Source organism: Halomonas sp. CnH100-B, assembly GCF_024124605.1.
Lineage (GTDB): Bacteria > Pseudomonadota > Gammaproteobacteria > Pseudomonadales > Halomonadaceae > Vreelandella.
Map to the genome: position 1 here is coordinate 69,918 of NZ_JAMXRX010000007.1, position 21,161 is coordinate 91,078.

Annotated in this window: 19 protein-coding genes; 1 reads left to right on the forward strand and 18 read right to left on the reverse strand. The window is 60.2% G+C overall.

Translation table 11 applies throughout. From position 1 onward, the window contains the following. Positions 1 to 31 precede the first annotated feature (31 nt). The 5 genes from NH398_RS15330 to NH398_RS15350 form a co-directional block, all read right to left on the reverse strand. Positions 32 to 2,602: an EAL domain-containing protein gene (locus NH398_RS15330; protein ID WP_253019244.1), complete on the reverse strand. Its 2,571-nt coding sequence runs from the start codon at positions 2,600 to 2,602 to the stop codon at positions 32 to 34. Positions 2,603 to 2,643: 41 nt separating this feature from the next. Next, on the reverse strand, positions 2,644 to 3,315 hold the full coding sequence (locus NH398_RS15335) for a glutathione S-transferase (RefSeq protein ID WP_159340725.1): 672 nt from the start codon (positions 3,313 to 3,315) through the stop codon (positions 2,644 to 2,646). Positions 3,316 to 3,550: 235 nt separating this feature from the next. Next, a complete protein-coding gene (locus tag NH398_RS15340; protein ID WP_159340724.1) occupies positions 3,551 to 4,129 on the reverse strand; it encodes an antibiotic biosynthesis monooxygenase in 579 nt (192 codons plus the stop codon). A 115-nt stretch (positions 4,130 to 4,244) separates the two neighbouring features. Further along, positions 4,245 to 4,628, reverse strand: coding sequence for a hypothetical protein (locus NH398_RS15345; protein WP_159340723.1), 384 nt, complete (start codon positions 4,626 to 4,628; stop codon positions 4,245 to 4,247). Positions 4,629 to 4,636: 8 nt separating this feature from the next. Then, complete coding sequence (locus NH398_RS15350) at positions 4,637 to 4,864, reverse strand: DUF2835 family protein (protein WP_159340722.1); 228 nt, start codon at positions 4,862 to 4,864, stop codon at positions 4,637 to 4,639. Between the two features lie 73 nt (positions 4,865 to 4,937). Between NH398_RS15350 and NH398_RS15355 the strand changes: the two genes are divergently transcribed. After that, positions 4,938 to 5,579 carry a putative metalloprotease CJM1_0395 family protein gene (locus NH398_RS15355; RefSeq protein ID WP_253019185.1) on the forward strand — a complete coding sequence of 214 codons (642 nt, stop codon included), beginning with the start codon at positions 4,938 to 4,940 and terminating at the stop codon, positions 5,577 to 5,579. A gap of 16 nt (positions 5,580 to 5,595) precedes the next feature. On the opposite strand, the gene NH398_RS15360 is transcribed toward NH398_RS15355, so the two are convergent. The 13 genes from NH398_RS15360 to NH398_RS15420 form a co-directional block, all read right to left on the reverse strand. After that, positions 5,596 to 7,311: a GGDEF domain-containing phosphodiesterase gene (locus NH398_RS15360; RefSeq protein ID WP_253019186.1), complete on the reverse strand. Its 1,716-nt coding sequence runs from the start codon at positions 7,309 to 7,311 to the stop codon at positions 5,596 to 5,598. Between the two features lie 274 nt (positions 7,312 to 7,585). Next, the gene (locus NH398_RS15365; RefSeq protein WP_253019187.1) at positions 7,586 to 9,550 is read right to left on the reverse strand and encodes a methyl-accepting chemotaxis protein; all 1,965 of its coding nucleotides are present in this window, start codon (positions 9,548 to 9,550) and stop codon (positions 7,586 to 7,588) included. Between the two features lie 176 nt (positions 9,551 to 9,726). Further along, entirely contained in the window at positions 9,727 to 10,206 is a 480-nt protein-coding gene (locus NH398_RS15370; protein ID WP_253019188.1) for a C40 family peptidase, read from the reverse strand. Between the two features lie 81 nt (positions 10,207 to 10,287). Next, on the reverse strand, positions 10,288 to 10,917 hold the full coding sequence (locus tag NH398_RS15375) for a histidine phosphatase family protein (protein ID WP_253019189.1): 630 nt from the start codon (positions 10,915 to 10,917) through the stop codon (positions 10,288 to 10,290). Positions 10,918 to 10,941: 24 nt separating this feature from the next. Next, positions 10,942 to 11,757 carry a phosphonate ABC transporter, permease protein PhnE gene (phnE, locus tag NH398_RS15380; protein WP_253019190.1) on the reverse strand — a complete coding sequence of 272 codons (816 nt, stop codon included), beginning with the start codon at positions 11,755 to 11,757 and terminating at the stop codon, positions 10,942 to 10,944. 62 nt (positions 11,758 to 11,819) lie between these two features. Next, positions 11,820 to 12,647, reverse strand: a complete 828-nt coding sequence (gene phnE, locus NH398_RS15385) for a phosphonate ABC transporter, permease protein PhnE (protein ID WP_253019191.1) — start codon at positions 12,645 to 12,647, stop codon at positions 11,820 to 11,822. Further along, entirely contained in the window at positions 12,644 to 13,519 is an 876-nt protein-coding gene (gene phnC, locus NH398_RS15390) for a phosphonate ABC transporter ATP-binding protein (RefSeq protein WP_253019192.1), read from the reverse strand. The genes phnE (NH398_RS15385) and phnC overlap by 4 nt, the downstream gene beginning before the upstream one ends. Positions 13,520 to 13,642: 123 nt before the next feature. After that, positions 13,643 to 14,608, reverse strand: coding sequence for a phosphate/phosphite/phosphonate ABC transporter substrate-binding protein (phnD, locus tag NH398_RS15395; RefSeq protein WP_159340714.1), 966 nt, complete (start codon positions 14,606 to 14,608; stop codon positions 13,643 to 13,645). 101 nt (positions 14,609 to 14,709) lie between these two features. Beyond that, on the reverse strand, positions 14,710 to 16,464 hold the full coding sequence (locus NH398_RS15400; RefSeq protein ID WP_253019193.1) for a bifunctional diguanylate cyclase/phosphodiesterase: 1,755 nt from the start codon (positions 16,462 to 16,464) through the stop codon (positions 14,710 to 14,712). Positions 16,465 to 16,583: 119 nt separating this feature from the next. Then, positions 16,584 to 18,506: an alkaline phosphatase D family protein gene (locus NH398_RS15405; RefSeq protein ID WP_253019194.1), complete on the reverse strand. Its 1,923-nt coding sequence runs from the start codon at positions 18,504 to 18,506 to the stop codon at positions 16,584 to 16,586. Positions 18,507 to 18,548: 42 nt separating this feature from the next. Further along, positions 18,549 to 19,913 (reverse strand): HAMP domain-containing sensor histidine kinase, encoded by a 1,365-nt coding sequence (locus tag NH398_RS15410; RefSeq protein ID WP_253019195.1) that lies wholly within the window; start codon positions 19,911 to 19,913, stop codon positions 18,549 to 18,551. Next, a complete protein-coding gene (locus tag NH398_RS15415) occupies positions 19,910 to 20,584 on the reverse strand; it encodes a response regulator transcription factor (RefSeq protein WP_159340711.1) in 675 nt (224 codons plus the stop codon). The genes NH398_RS15410 and NH398_RS15415 overlap by 4 nt, the downstream gene beginning before the upstream one ends. A 54-nt stretch (positions 20,585 to 20,638) precedes the next feature. Next, entirely contained in the window at positions 20,639 to 21,004 is a 366-nt protein-coding gene (locus NH398_RS15420; protein ID WP_159340710.1) for a hypothetical protein, read from the reverse strand. Positions 21,005 to 21,161 lie beyond the last annotated feature (157 nt).

Below are 21,161 nucleotides of genomic sequence, written 5' to 3' on the forward strand. Positions count from 1 at the left end.
GGGCGTATTATGGTGGTATGCGGCCAGTGGTTCAGTAGCTCTCGAACAGGTACTCGATGGGCGTAGGCCGCCCAAACAGGTACCCCTGATAACGATAGCAGCCGTGCCCCTTCAGCCAATCCAACTGCTCTTTCTTCTCGACCCCTTCGGCCACCACCGTCAGCCCCAAGCTCACCGCCAGCAAGATGGTGGTATCCACGATGGCAGCGTCGGTCTTGTCGGTGAGCAGCTCACGGATGAAGGATTGATCGATCTTCAGCTCGTCCAGCGGCAAGCGCTTTAGGTAACTCAGCGATGAGTAGCCAGTGCCAAAGTCGTCCAGCGCAAAACGAATGCCCTGGGTGCGAAGTTTGAGCATGGTATTACGCACGCGGGTGGGTTCGCGCATCAGCAGGCTTTCGGTCACTTCCAGCACCAGTCGACCTGGCGGGGCCTGGGTTTGCGCCAGCAACCCTTCGAGGTTACGCACGAATTCGGGCTGCTGGAACTGCACCGAGCTGACGTTCACCGAAATGGTCAGCCCCGCGTAGGCCGGCTGATGCGACCACTTGGCCAGCTGCTCGCAGGCACACTGCAGCACCCAGTAGCCGATGGGCACGATCAGTCCGTTCTCTTCGGCCAGCGGGATGAAGGTACCGGGCGATACCCAGCCGCGCTGGGGATGGTACCAGCGTAGTAGCGCCTCTACGCCGGTGGTGGCCCCCTGGTGGTCGACCTGCACCTGATAGTGTAGAGCCAGCTCGTTACGCTCTAGCGCTTGGTGCAAATCCCCTTCGAGACTGGCCCGCTCCAGCACGCTGGTTTGCATATCGACATTGAAGAAGCGCAGGGTGTTGCCGCCAGCCGCTTTGGCCTGCTGTAGGGCCATATCGGCCTGCTGCAGCACGCTGTTGACGCCTAGGCCTTCACCGTCGAACAGCGTGATACCAATACTGGCGCTGATCGGTAGAGCGCGGTCGTTGCGCAGTTGCGATACCGTGTCCAAAAGCTGGCGCCCCAGCCGTTCAGCGTTGGCAGCCGCATCGCTTTGCCGCTCGCCCAAGCCATTGACCTGCACGACGAACTCATCGCTACTAAAACGTGCCAGCGTGGCATCGTCGCTCAGGCGCTGCTTGAGATGCTGCGCGACGTTGATCAACAGTTGATCACCGCTCTCGTGCCCCTGAATGTCGTTGACCAGCCGGAAGTTGTCCAAATCCACGATCAGTACGGCGCTGTAACCACTAGGCCCTCTATCGGGGTCGGTGGCCTCTGCCAGCGACTCCAGCAGCAGGCGTCGGTTGGGCAGCCCCGTTAGCGCATCGTAGAACGCCAGGTGGTGGGTGCGGGACTGCATCTCTAAATATTCAGTCAGCTCGGTGGAAATACCGCACAGGCACGGCGCTTCCCCGGGGGACATCTCCAGCGGCATTTTGATCGACAGGAAAGTGCGTACCCGTTCCTCGCCCTTTAGCACGTTGTGCTCTTCAACCGTGACTTTTTTGCCCGAAGAGAGCACTTGCTGGTCGATTTCGGCCATTTCGGCCGCGCTGGCGGGGTCGAAAAAGGCGTCATCGCGCTTGCCGAGAATCTCTTTTGGCGTCCGCTTGAACAACTCGCTGATTTGTCGATTGACGTAACGGTACTCCAGCGACGGCGTCTTGATGTAGATATACGCATCGACACTGTCGAGGATCGTGGTCAGCAGGTGTTCATTGGTGGAGAGCTTGGCGCGGTTGATACTGACCCGCCGCCGGAGCAGCAGTGAGGCCCCCACGGCCAGCGCCAACACGACGATCAACAGCCCTAAGGCCCACCACAGCCAGCGGGGAACCAGCGTCTCGGTCGCGCCGCCCGAGCGCCATGCGCTGAGCGTTTGGTAGTACACCGAATCCACATCGTCCTTCCACGTTAGCAGCGTGGTGTCGATCCGCTCTAGCACATCGGCAGATAGGGAGGGCGAGGCGGCATAAAAGAGGCGCGAGGGCTGAAATATGATCGGCGTTTCACGCAGGCCGTAATCCCGCGCTCGCCAGTCACCAAACAGATGGTTGGAGGCTACGAGATCAGCGTCACCGCGTGCCACGGCTTGAAAACCTGCGGCGAAGCTGTCCACCGGCATCCAGATGACGCGGATATCGAAGCGCTCGGTCACGGCGGCAAGATAGCTCTGCTGGATCGAACCATCCACCACGGCGACTCGCTGCTGCTCTAAATCCAGGATGGCTTCAACGCGATTGTCGTTGGCTTGGTAGAGCTGGGACCAGCTATGCATCACCGGCTCACGATGAAACGCAAAACGCCCGGCACGCTCTTCGCTCCAGGCGACATCCGGCAGCAGGTCGATCTCCCCTTGCTCCAGCAGCGTGAGACACTGCTGGAAATCACACAGGCGGCTCTCTAACTGCCACTGCTCCTGCTGTGCCATGGCTTCCAGCAATTCGCCCAGCACGCCGCGCAGTTGGCCCTGCTCGCCCGCAAACAGTTTCGGCGGATTATGATAGACCCCGACCCTAAGCGAGGTGTCGCCCTGTGCCAGGGCGCTCCACCCAAGCACGTAACAGAGCGCCACCGCCCCGATGGCAGAATACGTCAAGCGCTTGGCAGAACGGTTGCTTGGCATCCGGTTCAACGCGAACACTCCCTTGCGCCGCATGGTAGGCGTTACTCACCCGGCATGGTTAACGGCCCTGCGCGCTCCACCACGCGCTGCCAAGCAGAGTCGTTCTCGACCCGCTCCACGAATGCCGCAATGGCCGGATATTCGGACAGTGACTGGGTCGCTTTTAACGCCTGAAGCGGAAAACTCATTTGAATGTCGGCGCCGCTGGGCCACTCGCCGGCAAAATGGCCGCGCGTCGCCAAGTGGGACTCCATCATATCCATATGCTGCGTTAACTGAGGCTGAATGAAGCGTTTACGTACGGTATCGCTAATGCCCTTGGCCAGCGGCTTGATGAACCAGGGCGACTGTTTGGGCACTTGGTTAAACACGAGCCCCATGACCAATAGCGGCATTAACGAGCCTTCCGCATAGTGCAGCCAATAGCGATAATTGACCCACTCCTCACCGGCATCGGCAGCGGGTTGAAGCCGCCCGTTACCGTAACGGTTCACCAGGTAATCGATGATGGCCCCTGACTCCGCAATCGTTAAGTCGCCATCGGTGATGACCGGCGATTTGCCCAGCGGGTGCACTTTTTTCAACGCGTCCGGCGCCTGCTGAGTCTTGCTGTCACGCTGGTAAACTTCTATCTCATAATCGAGATTCAAAGACTCTAAAAGCCATAAAACACGGTGAGAGCGGGACTTTTCAAGATGGTGAACGCGGATCATAACTACTCCATGAGGCGACTTGATACATCTGCTTCACGCAGATGTCAGTTATCCATTGACTGCAAGCTTTCTCAGCTTAGCACTATTACAGCGTTGAACCCCATGGAGAAAGCGATGGCGAGTGTGCAAATGCAACAAGGGGCGAACACCGATGTTCGCCCCTTGCTTTTTCAAACGTTTAAGCCGTTGTTTTACTATATGTTTAAGAGTTAAAAGGCCGCTGCTGAGCGATGTATCACGCTCTATGCTGCGTCTTTAAACGAGCTAAAAGATCCATCGGCGACCACTTGCCTTGTAACCAGGGCGCCAATAAACGTGTCGATAGCGGTATGAATACAAACACCATGACTGGGGTCAGCATTAATGTGCTCACGAGCACACGGGGCACGAGCGCCCAGTCGGCCAGTACGCCGCCGAAAAGCCACTGAAACAGCAGCGAAATCGGGAAAAAGGCCAGCCAAACGGCCACCGCTTGCTTCCAGCGCGGCGGCGTCACACCGGGGCTCACGTTGAACCATGCATCCAGCCCGGTCGCTCGGTGCTCGTGTGGCGCATCGTAGAGTCCTTTGCCGCGCTCCAACCACGCATGACGAGACGCCGAGTGCTCCCAGGCGGCCAGCGATGCTTGGTTCTCGAAACGGAAGATAATCTGAAACTCATCGTCGTCTTGAGGGGGGGCTAGCACACCGGACCCTAGGTAGCCGGGAAAGTCAGCGGCCAGCTCGCGCCCTTCATTGAGCCAGCGATGAAAATCTTGGTAACGGCCATTCGCAACGCGACGGGCCACCATCAGTGTGACGGGTAAGGCAGACATGGGTGATCTCCTAATGTGTAAGCAGCGACGGCCGGGTAGGCCAGCTGCAGGCAATCAGGCGGGTAATCCTGATGCGTGAGCCACATTATACAGGCAATATTAATGCCATGTAGATCTATCGTCGCGGTAAAGGATGGCTGCGCTCGCCGCGTTGAAAAGCACGCACGTGTTGATAGATATCGATCGCGCTTTGAATGGCATCGGCTTCTAACGCGTCAGGCTGAATCACCGGCCCTTTAACGCCCCCTTCCGTGCGCAATATTTCATCCACATCGGCGCGATAACGCGACAGAAGATGTTCGATATTCATACGAACGCGGTGAATCTCTAAATTAAAAGCCTGACGCTGTTCGGTGCGTTTAAAAATATCGAGAGGGTTTTCGGCAGACTCGATTAGGCTATCTAAGGTATTGCACACTAAACGCTCGGCGGTATTTAAATTGGGAATCACGGAATAGATCAGTTCGTAAAGCGTCATCGTGGCATCGTGCGGGTGCATAAACAGACTCAATAGCGGTTTAATGGAACAATATGGTGAAAGCGGCCTTGATCGGTAAACGTAATCCGAAAGACACCATGCACTCCCTCATGGCCCACCACCCGCTGCACGGCGTGGGCGGGGAACACGACCCAACGACCATCCACACTGCGTGCCCGCACGTTATCGTACCGGCCTTCGTAGTAGGCCAGACATTCGGTGACACTTAGATGAAGAATGACGTCGATGGAGTGCATAACGTTGCGCAATTCGGCTGGCTCACAGATACTCTATGCTAACTGAAATGGCCGCCAATATCGGTAACCGCTTATGGAGCTTTCCTCTATCACCCCGTTTTCCGCCACGTCGGCTGGCTGGACCTCACCGAACGTGCCTACTGCACGGGTATCGCGTCATGAGGTGGAGAGCCGGGAAGCCGGTGTTGACCGTGGGCTGAGCGCTCCAGCCTCCGACGACGTCAGCGAGAGCGACGAGAGCCGTGCCAGCGAAACGCCCACCGGCCCTACTCGACCCGACGGCACGCCGCTGGCACCGGAAGAGATTCAGCAGCTCGAACAGCTCAAACAAACCGATCGCGAAGTGCGCCAGCACGAAATGGCCCACCAAACCGTTGGTGCCCCCTACACGGGGGGCGCTACCTATGAGTACGAAGTCGGCCCGGACGGTAAACGTTATGCGGTGGCTGGAGAGGTGTCGATCGATTACGGCCCCGTTCCCGGCGACCCGCAGGCCACGGTGGAGAAAATGCAGACCGTCATTGCAGCGGCCCTGGCTCCCGCGGACCCGTCACCGAAAGATCTGCAGGTGGCCGCTCAAGCGCGCCAGTACCTGCTGGAAGCCAAGCTGGAAGCGGCTCGTGAACAGAGCGAAATGAACCAGGCCCGCGCCACCGAGCAGCCGGGAGACGTGCCCGCCAATGATGAGCCGCAGCCTCCCGAGCAGGCCGCCTAACGGCCTGTTCTCCGCACTACTGTAGCATCGTCAACCCTTTCCAATCTTGCCGTTCGGGCCAGTGAGCCATCCACTCGGGCACCGATTCCGCGGGCATTGGGCGTGCAATTCCGTAGCCCTGAGCCAGCTCGCAGCCCAATGCCATGAGCGCTTTCGCATGGTCCAGCGTTTCCACGCCCTCCGCGAGCATGGGTCGTTGGAACCGGTTGGCCATGTAAATCACGCTCTCCACGATCGCCATGTCATTTTGATCGCTCAGCATATCGCGCACGAAACTCTGGTCGATCTTGATCAGGTTGACAGGCAGCTGACGTAAGTGGGTCAGCGATGAGAATCCCGTACCGAAATCATCGATGGCAAACCCCACGCCTAACGCTTGGCAGCGGGCCATGTTCTTAAGCGCGGCTTTCACATCGTGCATGGCGGCACTTTCGAGCACTTCGAGTTTTAACAGCGAGGGCGACACGGTGGGATAGCGCGCCAATAGCTCCGCCAGACGCTGGCTGAACGTATTCACCAACAGGTGTGACGGGCTGATATTGACGTTCACGGGCAGCGCCATCCCTTCGCTTTGCCACAGGGCGAGCTGACGCAGCGCGTGCTCCAATACCCACTCTCCCAGATCCACCTCTAACGGCGTGCCATCGATGATCGGCAAGAAATCGCCCGGCGACAGCAGCCCAAGCTCAGGATGCTGCCAGCGGATCAGCGCCTCGACGCCCACGACGCAGCCACTGCGCATATCGACCTGTGGCTGATAGAACAGGCGCAGCTCGTCGTGGTGAATCGCATCCATGAAGCGCTGTCGCTGCTCATGACGCACTTGAAGCCTGCGATCCTGATGGGAGTCGAAAAAGTGATAGGTGTCGCGTCCACGCTGCTTGGCTCGGTACATCGCCTGATTGGCGTGGCGCAGCAGCACGTCACCCTGAGCGTGGTCGTCGGGATAGCAGGTAATACCAAGGCTGGCGGTGAGGTAAATGGTTTGCCCTTCGATCAGCAGCGGCTGGCGAATCGACGCAAGCAACTTCTCGAAAAAGGCTTCCTCGACACCGTGATGCAGCAGCAATACGAACTCATCGCCGCCAATGCGTGCCAGCACGTCATCACCAAACAGCAGGTGACTGATCCGCTGCGCAAAGGCGGTCAGCAGCGCATCGCCAATCTGCGGGCCCAATCGGTCGTTGATGCGCTGAAAATGGTCGATATCGAGGGCGCAGACGGCCAGCGGTAGCTGGCGGTTTTCGGCGTGCTGAATCGACTCCTGAATCAGTTGCGTCAATAGCTGTAAGTTGGGCAGACCGGTCAATGCGTCAAAATAGACTTCACGGTTCAAATGGCGTGCGTGGGATGGAATGGCCGACAGGTCCGCCAGCACGATCACATGGTGATCCACCTGCCCCTGCTCATCGCGCACCCGATTGATCGACATCATGCCCGGATAGAACTGACCGTCGTGGCTACGGTAGCTGATCTGCCCTTTGCTACGGTCGCGAAGCTGCAGCTCTTCACGCATCAAGCGCGTGGTGCGGCTATCGTCCAAGGGGAGAATGCTGAACGCCTCGGGGGTTTTTCCCTGCACCTCGCTCAGCGCCAAGCCCGTCAGCTCGCTGAACGCAGGATTCACATCCACGACGGCGTTATCGGCGTTGGTAATGATGATGGCTTCGTTGGCGTAGCGAAACGCCGACTCGGCGGGTGCCAGCGGCGTACCGGCATCTAGGACCGACATCGCCACAGCGTCAACGGGGAGGGAGGCTGAACGTGCGGCTGGCTGAGGCAAAGACTGCTCTTGTGTGTCATTCAAGGGCGGGCACATGCGTCTCTGCTCTCCTCTTATAAGTGTTGGTGATTTAATGTCTTTTGGTCATATTAACACCGTCTCCTTCCCCGTGTTTTAGATTCAACAGCGCTGAATCAACGCGCTTTTTTCCTGTATGGCACGCCGTCACCCGCACAGCATACCGCAGGGAGCGCAAGGCTCCCTGGGCGTGATCGACGCTATGTCATTCAGCGTAAGCGAGCTGGCGATGCTCGCGGGTGGATGGCTCTCCCACCTGGAATCGGCTCACCAGCGTCGACATTTCGTCCGCCTGCTCATCCAGCGAACGACTCGCCGTGGCGACGTGCTCTACCAGGGACGCGTTCTGCTGGGTAACGTCTTCGAGCTGGGCCATCGCATGGCTGATTTGCTCAACGCCTGCCGACTGCTCATGGCTCGCCGTCGCGATCTCATCGACCAGTGCCGCCACGTGCTGCACTCGCTCGGCAATGTGCGCAAGCGTGGTGCTCGTGGTGGAGACCAGCGACTCCCCTTCGCTAATACGCGCCACGTTGTTGTCGATCAACCGACGAATCTGATCGGCCTCTTCTGCGCTACGGCTGGCCAGTTTGCGCACCTCGTCGGCCACGACGGCAAAGCCTCGCCCATGCTCCCCGGCTCGCGCTGCTTCCACAGAGGCATTTAGCGCCAACAAGTTGGTTTGAAAGGCGATGTTATCGATGGCGGCCACGATCGAGGTGACCTGCTCGTTTGCCTGAAGAATGTGCTGCATGGCTTGGCGCGCCTGCCTCGCCACGTCCGTGGCCTCTTGCGCTTGGGCGGCGACATCGCCCGTCATCTGCTGGGCTTGATGCGCATTTTCCGCATTTTGACGCACGGTGGCGGTCATCTGCTCCATGCTCGACGCGGTTTGCACCAGCGAGGCGGACTGCTCTTCGGTGCGCTGCGCCAAGTCCTGATTACCCTGGGCGATCTCATTACTGGCGAGTGCAACAGCATGCGCATTGCGCTTCATGTCTGCCACCAGCTGCTCCGTTTGCGCAGAGGCATCGTTGACGGCTTGGTAAAGCTTAGAGAGTTCGTCACTGCCGATAACGGGCAGACGCTGGGTCAGGTCATCCCCCCGGGAGGCAATGCTCACCAGGGCCTGCCGCAGCGGTCGAGTGATAGTGCGCACAATCAGTATGGCGATCCCAATCGCCACCATCGTGGCCATGACGGCGATGCTCAAGTACCACCATAGCGCCTGCTGAGCCTGCTGTTTCAGTGCCTCGGTGGTCGTGATGATGGCCGCTGCGGCGCTGTCTTCCAGGGCTTTCAAACGGCCAATCTTGACGGTTTGCCAATCGAACCACTCTTCGGGGTTCACGCCGTAATCGCTGCTTTGCTGAATCGCCAGCGCTCGGCGCTCTAACACCCGCTCGATCTCAGGGCCACTCAGCGCACGACTGAGCGCTTCGCGCTGGGTGTCGTCAGACAGTACACGGTACGATTCTAGGAAGCTTTGCTCGGCACCCACCAGCGAGAGCAACCGCTGAAGCGTGCTGTCGGGCATCACGTCTGCCGCAAACACGTTCGAGAGTAGCGCTCGCTCGATACCTGCCAGATCTTTTGCTTCGAGGAGGTTGTAGTACGCAGCCAGCTGACGCGTGATGGTGCCCTGCCCCGTTAAGTGCGCCAGCTCGCCCACCAGCGTCATGAGCGCACTGTTCAGCCCCGTATAGTGGGCCAATGCTTCCGGGGCTGGCACGCCGAGCTGGTCAACTTGGCGGCGCAGGGGTGGAACGCCTTGCCAGTGCTGGTCGATCTTCGTCAGCAGCGCGCTCAACCCTGTACTGAGTTGCCCTGCGTCCAACGCTTGGCGCCGCTGGAAGAACGCCTCGGCAGCCGCCTCCGTCGCGGGGCGTTGCTGACTCAAGCGGTTACCGAAGGCGTTACCCTGGCTGCCCAGAAAGCCAGCCGTCATACCTCGCTCTAGCTGTACTTGATGCACCCAGTGGCCTGCCTGTTGCGCCAGCGCCGTCAGCGCCTGCATACGAGACAGCTCCGTTACAGCGCCTTGTCGCTCTATCACACCGCTGGTGGCGAACCAGCCCAGTGCCATCAACGGAAACACCAGTACCAAGGCAAATTTATACCGCATGGATAAGCGGTGGAGCAGCTCTTTCATCGCGTTGCTTAACCTCATGTCATGTCTTTCGGGGAGGTAAGCGGCGTACTCGTTTATTGTTCACGCTTGAGAGCGCATTGTTCGCTAAGTTTGCCGCATTTTGCGGCCAAGTTAAATATGCTTAGCCAGCAAAACGGCATCAGTGTAACGCGATGACAAGCGTGCGCATTGACGCAGGTCAGCATCGGTGACTCTCAAGGCGCGACCGACGCTGCCCCTAAAAAACGCTGCTGCCAATAGTCGATATCCAGCGGCACGCTGACCACCGCACGCCCGCTGCCGGGGGCGTGAATCATCTGTCGGTTGCCGCCGTAGATGCCCACATGGGTGGCTTTGTTACCATCGCCGAAAAAGAGCAAATCGCCGGGGCGGGGCGTCTCGACGTGGGGAAGGGTGCGAAACTGAGCATCCGCGGTGCGGGGGACGCGAATGCCCGCTGCCCGGTAGGTCATTTCGACCAAACCTGAGCAGTCCAGGCCATCCGGCGAGTTGCCGCCAAAGCGGTAAGGAGTACCAATGGCCTGCTGAGCATGGGAGAGAATCAACGCGCGCTCCATCGAGATGCCCGATGGCGAGCTGGGCGCGGGCGTCATGGCGACCTCTTTACTGGCACAGCCTGCCAATAGCAGTAGAGCGACGAGCGTCAACAGCGAAGAGAAGCGGGTTAACGGCATGAACAAGCTCCAAGGTGGCCTAGTCACAGTGCCTCTTATCATGGCTTAAGCGCCGTTCACCCGCTACTCCACCACTCGCCGTTAACGGCCTATCCACTCGATGAACGTGCTATCACCCAGCGCATGGCGCTCGTGACGCAGGCGGCTCATCGCCGCGTAGGGCAAATCCATGACCAAGCCATTGCTCAGCGGCTGTTCCAGCACCTGGCGCAGCAGCGCGTTGCACACGAACAGATGTGCCACCACCAGCACATGGCGGCCGGGGGGATGGAGCAACAGCCGACGCCACGCTTCGCTGACGCGGGCATCCAGCTCGGCAAGGGTTTCACCACGGGGCGGCGCGGCGCGGGCGGGGTCGTACCAGAAGGCGCTCATTTGCTCGGTGCCTTCCTGCTCATACACCTGCGCATAGGTTTTCCCCTCCCACTCGCCCAAGTGCAGCTCGGCTAGATCGTCGTCTACCTGCACCGGCAGGTCGAACTCCTCCCCCAGCCAAAGCGCGAACTCCCGGCAGCGGGCCAGCGGCGAGCTGACGATGGCATCATAGGGTGGGCGTCCATCCACCGTATGGCGCATCACTGCGTCGGTCACCTGCTGCCAGCCGGTGTCGCTGAGCGGGTGGTCGGTACTGCCCCGCAGCATCCGTCCACCCTGCGGTTCGCCGTGACGCATCAAATCGATGGTGGTGATCTCGGCATGAGGAAAGCGCATGGCGATGCTCCTAACGTGAACGGATTAAATGATAGCGTGACGTACGCGAGCCGAGACCCACTCCGACACCAGCACCGTGGCAAAGATGAGCACGAAAATCACGCTGACCTGATTCCACGCTAGGCTGTTGATGGAGGCGTTCAGCTGCAGGCCTATGCCACCTGCGCCCACCAGCCCCAGCACCGTCGATTCGCGAATGTTGATATCCCAGCGGTACACGCTGATCCCCGCAAAGGCAGGCATGATTTGCGGCAGCACGCCGTAGTTCATCACCTGCAGGCGGCTGGCGCCCGTGGCGCTGATGGCTTCCACCGGTGTGGGATGGATCTCCTCAATGGCTTCATAGAGCAGCTTGCCCACAAAGCCAATCGAGCGCAGCGCGATGGCGATGATGCCCGCCAGCACGCCAGGGCCAAGAATGGTCACCAGCAGCATCGCCCAAATCAGCGAGTTGATCGAACGCGACGAGACGATGATGGTCAGCGCCAAGCTGCGCACGAGCGGATGCGGCGTGGTGTTACGCGCGGCTAAAAACGCCACCGGAAACGCCATCATAATGCCCAGCGCGGTACCCAAGGTGGCGATATTGAGCGTGTCCCACATGGGTTTCCAAAGCTCGCTGGCGTACTCCCAGCGGGGCGGCATCATACGGCTAATCAGGTCGCTACCCTGGCGGCCAGCGTCTTCCACAAACACCCACATGGTGTTGTCAGAGATCACTTTCCAGCAGAGTAAGAACAGGCTAACGCCCGCCAGCCAAGCGAGGTACTGCAACCACTGGGCGCGGGTGGTGCGCCGCTGCCACTGTGGCACACCGTTTGAGGAAGTTGACACCGGCATGGAGAATTCCTTTTACCTTCAGGCTTTACGTAAAGGGTGGGCAACAAGCGTTTGACGGCGCGCTACTGCGTCCAGCGACGCACATGGCTGGAGGCGTACTCACTCATCAGCACAATGGCGATGATGATCAGCAGAATCGCGGCCGAGGTGCCGTACTCGTAGCGGCTGAGCGAGGTGTTGAGCGTCGCGCCAATCCCCCCCGCACCGACAATGCCGATCACCGACGACTCGCGGAAATTGATATCCAGCCGGTACATGGAAAGCCCGATCAACCGCGGCACCACCTGTGGCTGCACGGCGTGGTTCATGGTTTGCCACCAGCTCGCCCCGGTGGCGCGCACGGCTTCTACCTGTTTCCAGTCGAGGTCTTCGATATCTTCTGCCAGCAGCTTGGCCATAAAGCCGATGGTGGCAAAGGCCAGCGTGAGCATGCCTGCAAAGGGGCCAAAGCCGAACATCACCACGAACAGAATGGCAATGATCACTTCTTGAAAGGTGCGCGAGACGGCGATGATGGCCCGGCATACCGCATAGATAGGTAATGGCGCGATATTGCGCGCAGCCCCTAGCCCCACCGGGATGGCCAGCAGAACCCCAATCACCGTCGAGGTCAGCGTCATGGTCAGGCTTTCCATCAAGCCCGCCAGAATATCGCTTTGGCGGCTGACAAAATCCGGCTGCAAAAACGCGCCGAGAAAGTTCAGCGCACGCCCGGCACCTTCCGCCACCCGCGCCCAGTTCACTTCCACCGATGCCAGCGCCAGCATCAGGTACACCACGCCACCCAGCGCCAGCGCCCAACGCAGGCGGCGGCTCTCTATCAGCGGCAGCCGACGCCACTGGCCTTGGCGGGCGGCCTGCTGGCGGGCTTGAGCGTCCGTCGTGCTCATTGCGCGCCTCCACTCGCTAAGCGGTTCTGGCGCGGCGTGTGTGGTGCCGTGGCTGCCTGGGGCGGCGTGGCGTTAGACGTAGCGCCGCTGCCCTCCTCCTCGTCATCATCGGCAGGCTCAGGGGTGGTGTCCCAATCCTCTTCGCCGTAAATAGTGGTCAGCATCTCGCTGGTCAGATCGCTGGGCTTACCGTCGAAAACGATCTCCCCGGCGCGCAGCCCGACGATGCGATCGGCAAACTGCTGGGCCAACGCCACATCGTGAATGTTAATGATGGCGGCCAGCTCGCGCTCGGCGCACAGCTCGCGAATCAACCGCATGATTTGGCGAGAGGTTTTAGGGTCCAGGCTCGCGGTGGGTTCATCCACCAGCAGCAGTTTGGGGCTTTGCAGCAGCGCTCGGGCAATGCCCACCCGCTGACGCTGGCCACCGGAGAGCGCATCGGCGCGCTTATCGATCGCGTGGGGCAGGCCTACACGCTCAAGCAAGCGAAACGCTTCTGCCACGGCTTCCTGCGGGTAGCGGCGTAAAAAACTGCGCCAGAACCCTACATAGCCCAGCTGACCAGAGAGCACGTTCTCCATCACGCTCAGGCGGTCCACCAGGGCGTACTCTTGGAAAATCATCCCCATGGAGCGGCGGGCATGGCGCAGGCGGCTGCCTGAGAGTTTCGTCAGCTCCACGTCTTCCAGTCGAATGCTGCCTTGGGTGGGCTCTACCAGACGATTCACGCAGCGGATCAACGTGCTCTTTCCCGCGCCAGACGGGCCAATAAGTGCCATAACCTGCCCTTTCGGCAGCGAGAGCTGGATATCGGTCAGCGCGCGGTCGCCGGTCGGGTAACGCTTGCCAACGCCGGTGAGTGTCAACATGGGGGATGCCTCAATCTCTTATGCGTCCGTGCTTGCGTTCACAAGCACGTCTCTAATGGCTACATAGCGGCTCGGCCAGGAGGTCGCCCTCCTGGCCGAGAAAATCATGGAACGACCGATGGATTAGTCGCAGTCGTACGTCACACCGTTGGCATCGGCGATGGTACGAATCACTGACCAGTTCTCTTGGTAGGTGATCGGAATGAACTGAGCTTCACCGGAGTTGGCGAACTCGGCTTCCAGCGGTGTGCCTTCCCAGTCGTAGCTGAAGAACGCATCCTGAATCTGCTCGGCAAGCTCCGGGCTCAGGTTGTGCGCCAGACCATAGGCCGTGGTGGGGAAGGTTTCCGAGGTGTAGATGACGTTGTAATCGCCTTCGCTCACCACATCGCGTGACAGCATGCGCTTGGCCACAGAGTTGGCAATGGCAGCGGCGTCATAATCTTTGTTCACCACGCCCAGGATGGAGTTGTCGTGAGAGCCAGAGAAGGCGGTCTCGAAATCTTCGCCCGCTTCCAGGCCGTACTCGGAGCGCAGCAGCGCGGAAGGCGCGCGGAAACCGGAGTTGGACGTTTCGGAGGTAAACGCCAGCTGACGACCGGCTAAGTCTTCCACCGACTCGATACCGCTATCGGGGTAGGTGATGATTTCCATCTCGTAGCCGAAACTGCCGTCTTCCGCCGCCATCATGGCGAAGGGGCGGAAGCCACCGCAGTTGACTGCCACCGGCACACCGCCCGTGTTGAAGCCCGCCACGTGGAGGCGACCAGCGCGCAGCGCTTCCTGCTGGGCAGCGTTGGACTGCACCGGGAAGAACTGGACGTTTTTACCAGTGGCTTCGCTCAGGTGATCCAGGAAATCGGCCCAAACGTCGGCATACACGGCCGGATCTTCAACCGGCGTGTAAGCAAATACCAGCGTATCCGGATCGACCCACTGCGACTCATCGCTGGGCACGTCGGCGATCATGTCGCCGTCGTTGTCCATGTAGCGCGAAGAAAGATCAGCAGAGGCAGTGACCGCTGCCAGTGCAAACGCGCCCGCAACGGCGGCGCTCAACAGCGTACGAGAGAAAGAGAGAGTATGCATGCATCACCTAAGCGAGTTAAGAAGTGTTAACGCCATAGTGGCGAGCCGATGTGACAGCCTCGGGACACTCTCATGACGCCTAGGTGACGAATCCGTGACGACTAACAGTCGCCGCCCACGCAGCAGCCGCGCCGCTCCACGAACAGGCTGTTGCCGGCGATTTTCTTGGCCTGATGCTTCAGCTCCGAGAGCTGCGCAGCGATATCCAGCGCCTTGCAGGGAGCGGGGTCGGTAATCGGCTTGACGGCAATCGAGACGCTGACGAAGGGGAAGAATGTCACGCCGCCCTGGCGGCTTTCGATGGAGATCCCGCCCTGAAGACGGTCACTCTCCTCGTAAAAGCCAGGCGCCATCACTTCGAAAGAGTGGAGAATCTGCTGGCAGACGCTTTCCCAGTGTTCCAGCGGCAGCAACATCATGAAATCGTCGCCGCCGATATGGCCGATAAAGCCGCCGGCACTCTCCACCTGCGCCTGCAGCAATCGGGACAGTGAGATGATCACGTGGTCGCCGCGGGCATAGCCGTAGGCGTCGTTAAACGCCTTGAAGTTATCCAAATCCACGTAGGCCGCCGCGAAGCCGCTGCCTTGGGATAAATACGAAGCCAAGGTTTCGTTGATCAGAATATTGCCGGGTAGCCCGGTGAGTGGATTGGCGTGGCGCGCTTGGCGCACTTGAATCGCGGTAATCTCACGCAGCAGATCGACGATATTGCCCATCCCCAGGTACTGCCCATCGCCATCGACGATGACGAAATCCTCCTGTTCGATGTCGCGGCTGTCGGTGAGCTGCTGGCTCAGCGCCTCTAGGGAGAGCTCCGCATCCGCCACGATCATTTTAGGATCGGCGATCTCCAGCACGCAGCGCTTGGCATACAGCGCGTGGCTGTACTGGTTGGTGAACAGCGTGAGGAAGGCATTGCGGCGCACCACCGCCACGGGAACACCCGCTTCGATCACCGCCACGCAGCGCAGCCGCGGGTCCCCGCGAAAGCGCTCGGCCAGCGTGGGCACCGAACAGCTCGCTGAGACGCTCTTGATCGGGCGTAAAATGGAGTGCGCGGTGCGACCCGCCGGGCTTTTGAGCTGGGTCGTGGCAGGCAGGAGCGTATTGAGCTGCATGGGAGGCTGAAGGCTTGGCCGAGCGAAGTAGAAACCTTGCAGCAGCGCAAGGCCCCTGTCTAGCTCCCATAAACAGAGATGTTCAGCGGCCGTTTCAACGCCTTCGGCGATGAGCTGGCAGTCGAGACTGCGCGCCACGTCCAAAATGGAGCGTAAAAACTCCCGTTTGGCAGGCTCTTTGTCGATCCCTGAGATGAAGTGGCGGTCGAGCTTGACGAAGTCGGGCCGCAGCTCTGACCAGTGGCGCAGGCTGGAGTGCCCGGCCCCCAAATCATCCAACGCGACCTGAAAGCCCATATCGCGGTAGTGGTCCACCGCTTGACGCATCAGTTCGTAGTCATGAATCGGCACGTGTTCGGTCAACTCGATGACCACGCGCTCAGGGGGCAGGCCGCTCTCTTGGATGAAGCTCATCGTCAGCCCTTCGCGGAAATCACGCTCCACGATGGTCAACGGCATCACGTTGAGAAACAGCAGCCCCGGCAGTTCGAGCTCGGCAAACCGACGAATGGCGAGACGCCGACACAGAAGATCCAGCTCGACCAGCAGGCCCGCCTGGGTCGCCACATCGAATAACCGCAGGGGAGAGTGCAGCGGGGACGTTTTTGGCCCGCGAATCAGCGCTTCATAGCCGTAAATGGCCTGCTGATTGGCGTCCACGATGGGTTGGAACAGCACGTGCAGCTCTTCTGCCGCAATAATTTGATTTAGCCACTGCGCTTCTTGTGCGGTCATATGCCTGCTGCCCTATCAAACGTCTACTATCCCTATGATTTGTAACGCTCCATGAGGAAGGTTCTAGGGCAGCAAGCCTGCGTTATTGTGATGACAATTGTATGACAGCTAGCGGTTCTTTACGGGTCGATAGGCACCTTCGGCGGCGGAAAGACCACGTCGCCTCCACTGGCATCGAGCTGGCGAACATCCGTTGGTTTGCCCTGCTCGTCCAGGCTCACCAAACCGATGCCACTGGCGTTCCACAATCGCTCTCCGGCGCTGGCCTGGTCTGGATCGCGGGGGTAGATGCTGAGCTTGCGCCGCTTGGTGAACCAGTTAAGCGGCGACAGCGGCGCGTAGAGCCAGCGGTTCAGGCGGTCAAAGGTATTCAGCAGCTGTTTGGGGAAGGTGTTCTTCACCCCGCTCGACGTGATTTGCCAGAGCTGTGGCGCCCGCTTCTGGCGGCGCACGACGATGTCGTAGGCAAAGGAGTAGTGAACGTCCCCCGAGAGGATCACGTAGTTACCGGGGGTTTTGGAGTGCCGCCAGATATGCAGCAGCACGTTGGCCGCGCCCCGGTGCGCCATCCAGTTCTCGGCGTCGACCACCAGCGGCTTGCCCGCCAGGGTGAAAAGTTTTTGGATACTTTCGATCAGCTTGACGCCAAACATGGGCGCAGGCGAGACGATCACGGCGCTCTTTGTGCCCAGCAGCGCTTGCTGCATCTCCATCAGCGCTTCCCAATCCATCAAGCCCGATGGACGACTGGGGCTGCGCTCGCTGCGCCAGCGGCGCGTACGGGTGTCCAGCACGATGAGCGCGGGCGTGCCCGGCACTTGAAACTCCCAGCCCTGAAAGCGCAGCAGCCGCTCGATGAGGGCATCCTGGGCGCTAGGGTTCAGCGGGCCGATATCGTCAAACAGGGTGATCGCCTGGTGGAGCAACGGGTTAAGTTTATCGGGCGCATTGCCCCAGCCCTGGCAGAGCAGGTACGCCACCAGCGCGTTGCCGATGATGCGTTTGGAGAACGGGTGGCCGTAGGCGCAGCGCTCCCAGTCGGCGGTCAGGTTCCAGTCGTCGGTCACATCGTGGTCATCAAAAATCATCAGGCTGGGCACGTGGGCCATCAGCCGCGCGCACTGAGGCAGGCCCTCTACAAAGGCTTCAATGATCGCCTGCTCTTCTCGATAAGCCTCGGCCTCTTTGTCGCCTAACGCCGGGGCGTCATAGGCAATCACCTGCCACGGCGTGGGCGACCACACCAGGCAGTACATGGCGAGCATCTCGGCTAGCGTCATCAGGTGATTCTGGGCGTTCGCCGAGGTGAATACCGGCTTTTTGACGCCGCCAAAAAAGCGCTCACGCAGCGCCGCATTGCTGGTGACATCCGGCAGCAGCGCCTCTCGGTGATAGTAGCTTTCCGGGGCGTTATACAGCGCTTGGCTGTCTTCGACGGTAGCGCCCTCGAGCAGCTCATCCACCAGCCCCAGGCGGGCGATCAGCGCATGCACCGCCCGCAGCATGGGGCCTGCCACGTCATCCACGTACACTTGGTCGCCGGTCATCAGCAGCCATGCGGGCCACTCGGTAGGAGACTCCTGGCGCTCGGCTATCCAGTGATCGGCCCGCACTAGGCCATCGGCGCTGTCGTGATGGGGTTTACGGCAGGAGCCGTGCATCAAACGGTGGTGGCGAGAGGCCAACACAAAGCCTGGGTAGTCATAGCCATCGTGGCATAGCCACGGTGCCCACTCCGGCAGGGGTTGCCACGCGCCGTCAGTGCTTTGTACCTGCAGGTCGTAGGCAATACGGGTATCGGTGGGCAGCGCAGCGGGCAGCGAAAGGTCGATACAGTGAATGTAAGCATGCCGTCCAATCGCCACGCACTGGCGGGCGTTGTCTAACGCGTGGGTCTGCTGCTCCTCTTGCTCGGGGTTCAGCACGAGCTGCATGGTCAGCGGACGGGTCGCTACCAGCCATAAAATGAGCCGCGACGGCGAGAGCCGACGCAGCAAAGGCCCGACCAGTACGTCGGGTAACGTCGTGGCGATTTGTGTCATTTCACACCCTCTGTGCTGTGTGTTGCATCGCTCTTAAGCTCGTTAAGTAGCGACCACAGGCAGTTCAATGACTACCTCTAAACCGCCAGACTCGGCGCGCTGAAGGCGCATCTGGCCATGATAAAGCGTGACGAGGTCCGTCACGATGGCTAATCCCAAGCCGCTGCCAGAGCGCTGTTCATCCAGCCGCTTGCCGCGCTGGACCGCTGCCTGGCACTCCTGCGGGGTCATACCGGGGCCGTCATCGCCCACCACCAACCGCAGCGTGTTCCCCTGTGCCTGCAGGCGGATATGCACGTCGCTGTTGGCCCAGCGCAGGGCGTTGTCCAGCAGGTTACCCACCATCTCCTGCAGGTCCTGACCGTCTATATGCACCCGCACGCCGCTATCCACGGTTTGACGCAGCGTAATATGACGGCGCTGCGCGAGCCGGGCAAGCCCGGTGATGAGCGGCGATAGCGTCTCTTGTAGTGCTACTGGGGCAAAGCGCACGCCCTCACCTGCAGCGGAAGCCCGCGCCAAGTGGTGACGCACGGCGCTATCGATACGCGACAGCTCGGCTTCCCAGGCACTGCGGCTCTCGCTGGGTAGCTGTTTGGCCAACAGCCGCATGACACTGATCGGTGTTTTGAGGGCGTGGGCCAAGTTGCCTGCGGTGTGGCGGCCCCGCTCGATGAGCCGCTGATCGCGGGCCAGCACGGCATTCATGGACGTCGCCAAGGTGGCCAGCTCGTCGGGCAAACGGGTCTCCAACTGCTCGGCCCGCCCCTGCTCTACATCACGTAAGTTGGCGTTCATGCGCCGCAGCGGCGCGAGCCCCCAACGCACTTGTAGTGCCAGCACGCCTAGCAGCAGCGCACCCAGGCCTAACAGTCCCAGCCACAGCATCTGCTGAAAAGCCCGAACGTCTTCGCGCAAGTCGTCGTCACGTGCGGCGACGCTCACGTGCAGCGGCGTCTCCAACGCGCCCAAATAGATATCGCGCTCTACGACGCGTAGCTGCTGGCCACGCGGGCCTGGCAGCGTGCGGGCGGTCACTCGCTCGCTCTCCAGTACCGGCAAGCGCTGATCCCATAACGACCGCGACGTGACCGAGTGGTTCGCATCGTCGGTAATCTGCCAATACCAGCCTGAGTACACGTGGTCGAAACGCGGGTCACCCAGCGCGCGCTCGTAGTGGAGCTGCTCGGTGAGCGGGTCGTAAGTCACCCCCGCAATGACCACGTTGAGGGTCGCTTCCAGCCGTTCATCGAACGCGTTGACCGCAGAGGCACGGTAGTGATGGGACAACAGCCAGCCGGCCACGGGGAGTGCCAGCAGCACCATGAGCAGCACCGCCAGCAGCAGACGTAGGGTGATGGAGCGGTTAGCCCAGCGCTGGCTCCAAGTAACGACGTTGGCGCTCATGAATCGCTTGGCTCATCGGCTAGCAGGCGGTACCCCTGACCACGCAGCGTTGCGATGCGCCACGCGCCCAGCTTGCGACGCAGACGGCTAACCTGAACGTCGATCACATTGGAGTCGGGTTCGTGGTCACGGTCGTACACGTGCTCGGACAGCTCGCTACGGCTGACGACCCGAGGAGAGGCGTGCATCAGGTAGCTCAAGAGACGGGTTTCCTGGGCGGTCAAGCTCACCGGCCTGCCCACCAAGGTGACATGCTGCGTATGGGTATCCAGGCTAAGCTCGCCCACTTTGAGCACCGGGTGCGCATGGCCATGGGTACGGCGCACCAAGGCCCGCAGGCGAAACAGCACTTCGGCAGGTTCAAAGGGTTTGGTGACGTAGTCATCGGCCCCGGCGGTAAAGCCAGCGGCTTTATCGGCCCACCGTTCGCGGGCGGTCAAAATCAGCACCGGAAGGTCGATGCCATCCTCCCGCCAGGAAGAGAGCCAACGGGTGCCGTCACCATCGGGCAGGCCGATATCCAAAATGACCGTATCGTACGCTTCGGTGCGCACCAAAAAGTCCGCTTCCTGGCCGTTCTCCGCACGCTCGACGATCCAATCGCCATCTTGCAGCGCTTGGCTCAGCTCACGGGCAAGCGCCTGGTCGTCCTCTACCAGTAAACACTTCATCAACACACCCTTATGAATACACTCAGTAAAGACGGGATATTGCAGGTAACCGTATCAACGCTGCATGTCGCGGATGCGCACGCCTTCAATTTGCATGAGCTGGCCGTTCTGGCCATCAAACTCGAACTCGACGACCTGCCCTTGGGGGCCTAGCAGCTTGATTTCATACTCGACCAGCCCATCGTCGCGCTCGATTTCGACCTCCAACACGTCGCCGATGTAGTGGGCGTCGAGCCAGTCGAGAATGGTATCCAGGGGAACCACGTCGCCTCGCCGCACTTCGCCATGCAGCGCCTCCCAGTGCTGGTCACCGGTCGCACTACCCATCAATACGAGCACCAGCAGTAGCGCCAGCCCCCCTGTCAAAGGGAGCCGCTGCCAGGGTAACTGCTTGAGTGAGAGGAGAGACGTCGTTTTCATAAGACTAGGATGCCAAAGGCAACATGAACGCTAGATGAACGGCTTTGTCAGGTTTAGGAAAGACCCCCGGTGATATAAATACCCTGTCGCATTCGCTGACTGACCTTCGTTAGGCATCATCCGGCAATGCATTCACTAAGCAAAGAAGGAATTTGAT

Coding starts and splice junctions, on each gene's coding strand:
- NH398_RS15330 (WP_253019244.1), bottom strand. CDS start 2,602: ATGCCAAGCAACCGTTCTGCCAAGCGCTTGACGTATTCTGCCATCGGG.
- NH398_RS15335 (WP_159340725.1), bottom strand. CDS start 3,315: ATGATCCGCGTTCACCATCTTGAAAAGTCCCGCTCTCACCGTGTTTTA.
- NH398_RS15340 (WP_159340724.1), bottom strand. CDS start 4,129: ATGTCTGCCTTACCCGTCACACTGATGGTGGCCCGTCGCGTTGCGAAT.
- NH398_RS15345 (WP_159340723.1), bottom strand. CDS start 4,628: ATGCACCCGCACGATGCCACGATGACGCTTTACGAACTGATCTATTCC.
- NH398_RS15350 (WP_159340722.1), bottom strand. CDS start 4,864: ATGCACTCCATCGACGTCATTCTTCATCTAAGTGTCACCGAATGTCTG.
- NH398_RS15355 (WP_253019185.1), top strand. CDS start 4,938: ATGGAGCTTTCCTCTATCACCCCGTTTTCCGCCACGTCGGCTGGCTGG.
- NH398_RS15360 (WP_253019186.1), bottom strand. CDS start 7,311: ATGTCGGTCCTAGATGCCGGTACGCCGCTGGCACCCGCCGAGTCGGCG.
- NH398_RS15365 (WP_253019187.1), bottom strand. CDS start 9,550: ATGAGGTTAAGCAACGCGATGAAAGAGCTGCTCCACCGCTTATCCATG.
- NH398_RS15370 (WP_253019188.1), bottom strand. CDS start 10,206: ATGCCGTTAACCCGCTTCTCTTCGCTGTTGACGCTCGTCGCTCTACTG.
- NH398_RS15375 (WP_253019189.1), bottom strand. CDS start 10,917: ATGCGCTTTCCTCATGCCGAGATCACCACCATCGATTTGATGCGTCAC.
- phnE (WP_253019190.1), bottom strand. CDS start 11,757: ATGCCGGTGTCAACTTCCTCAAACGGTGTGCCACAGTGGCAGCGGCGC.
- phnE (WP_253019191.1), bottom strand. CDS start 12,647: ATGAGCACGACGGACGCTCAAGCCCGCCAGCAGGCCGCCCGCCAAGGC.
- phnC (WP_253019192.1), bottom strand. CDS start 13,519: ATGTTGACACTCACCGGCGTTGGCAAGCGTTACCCGACCGGCGACCGC.
- phnD (WP_159340714.1), bottom strand. CDS start 14,608: ATGCATACTCTCTCTTTCTCTCGTACGCTGTTGAGCGCCGCCGTTGCG.
- NH398_RS15400 (WP_253019193.1), bottom strand. CDS start 16,464: ATGACCGCACAAGAAGCGCAGTGGCTAAATCAAATTATTGCGGCAGAA.
- NH398_RS15405 (WP_253019194.1), bottom strand. CDS start 18,506: ATGACACAAATCGCCACGACGTTACCCGACGTACTGGTCGGGCCTTTG.
- NH398_RS15410 (WP_253019195.1), bottom strand. CDS start 19,913: ATGAGCGCCAACGTCGTTACTTGGAGCCAGCGCTGGGCTAACCGCTCC.
- NH398_RS15415 (WP_159340711.1), bottom strand. CDS start 20,584: ATGAAGTGTTTACTGGTAGAGGACGACCAGGCGCTTGCCCGTGAGCTG.
- NH398_RS15420 (WP_159340710.1), bottom strand. CDS start 21,004: ATGAAAACGACGTCTCTCCTCTCACTCAAGCAGTTACCCTGGCAGCGG.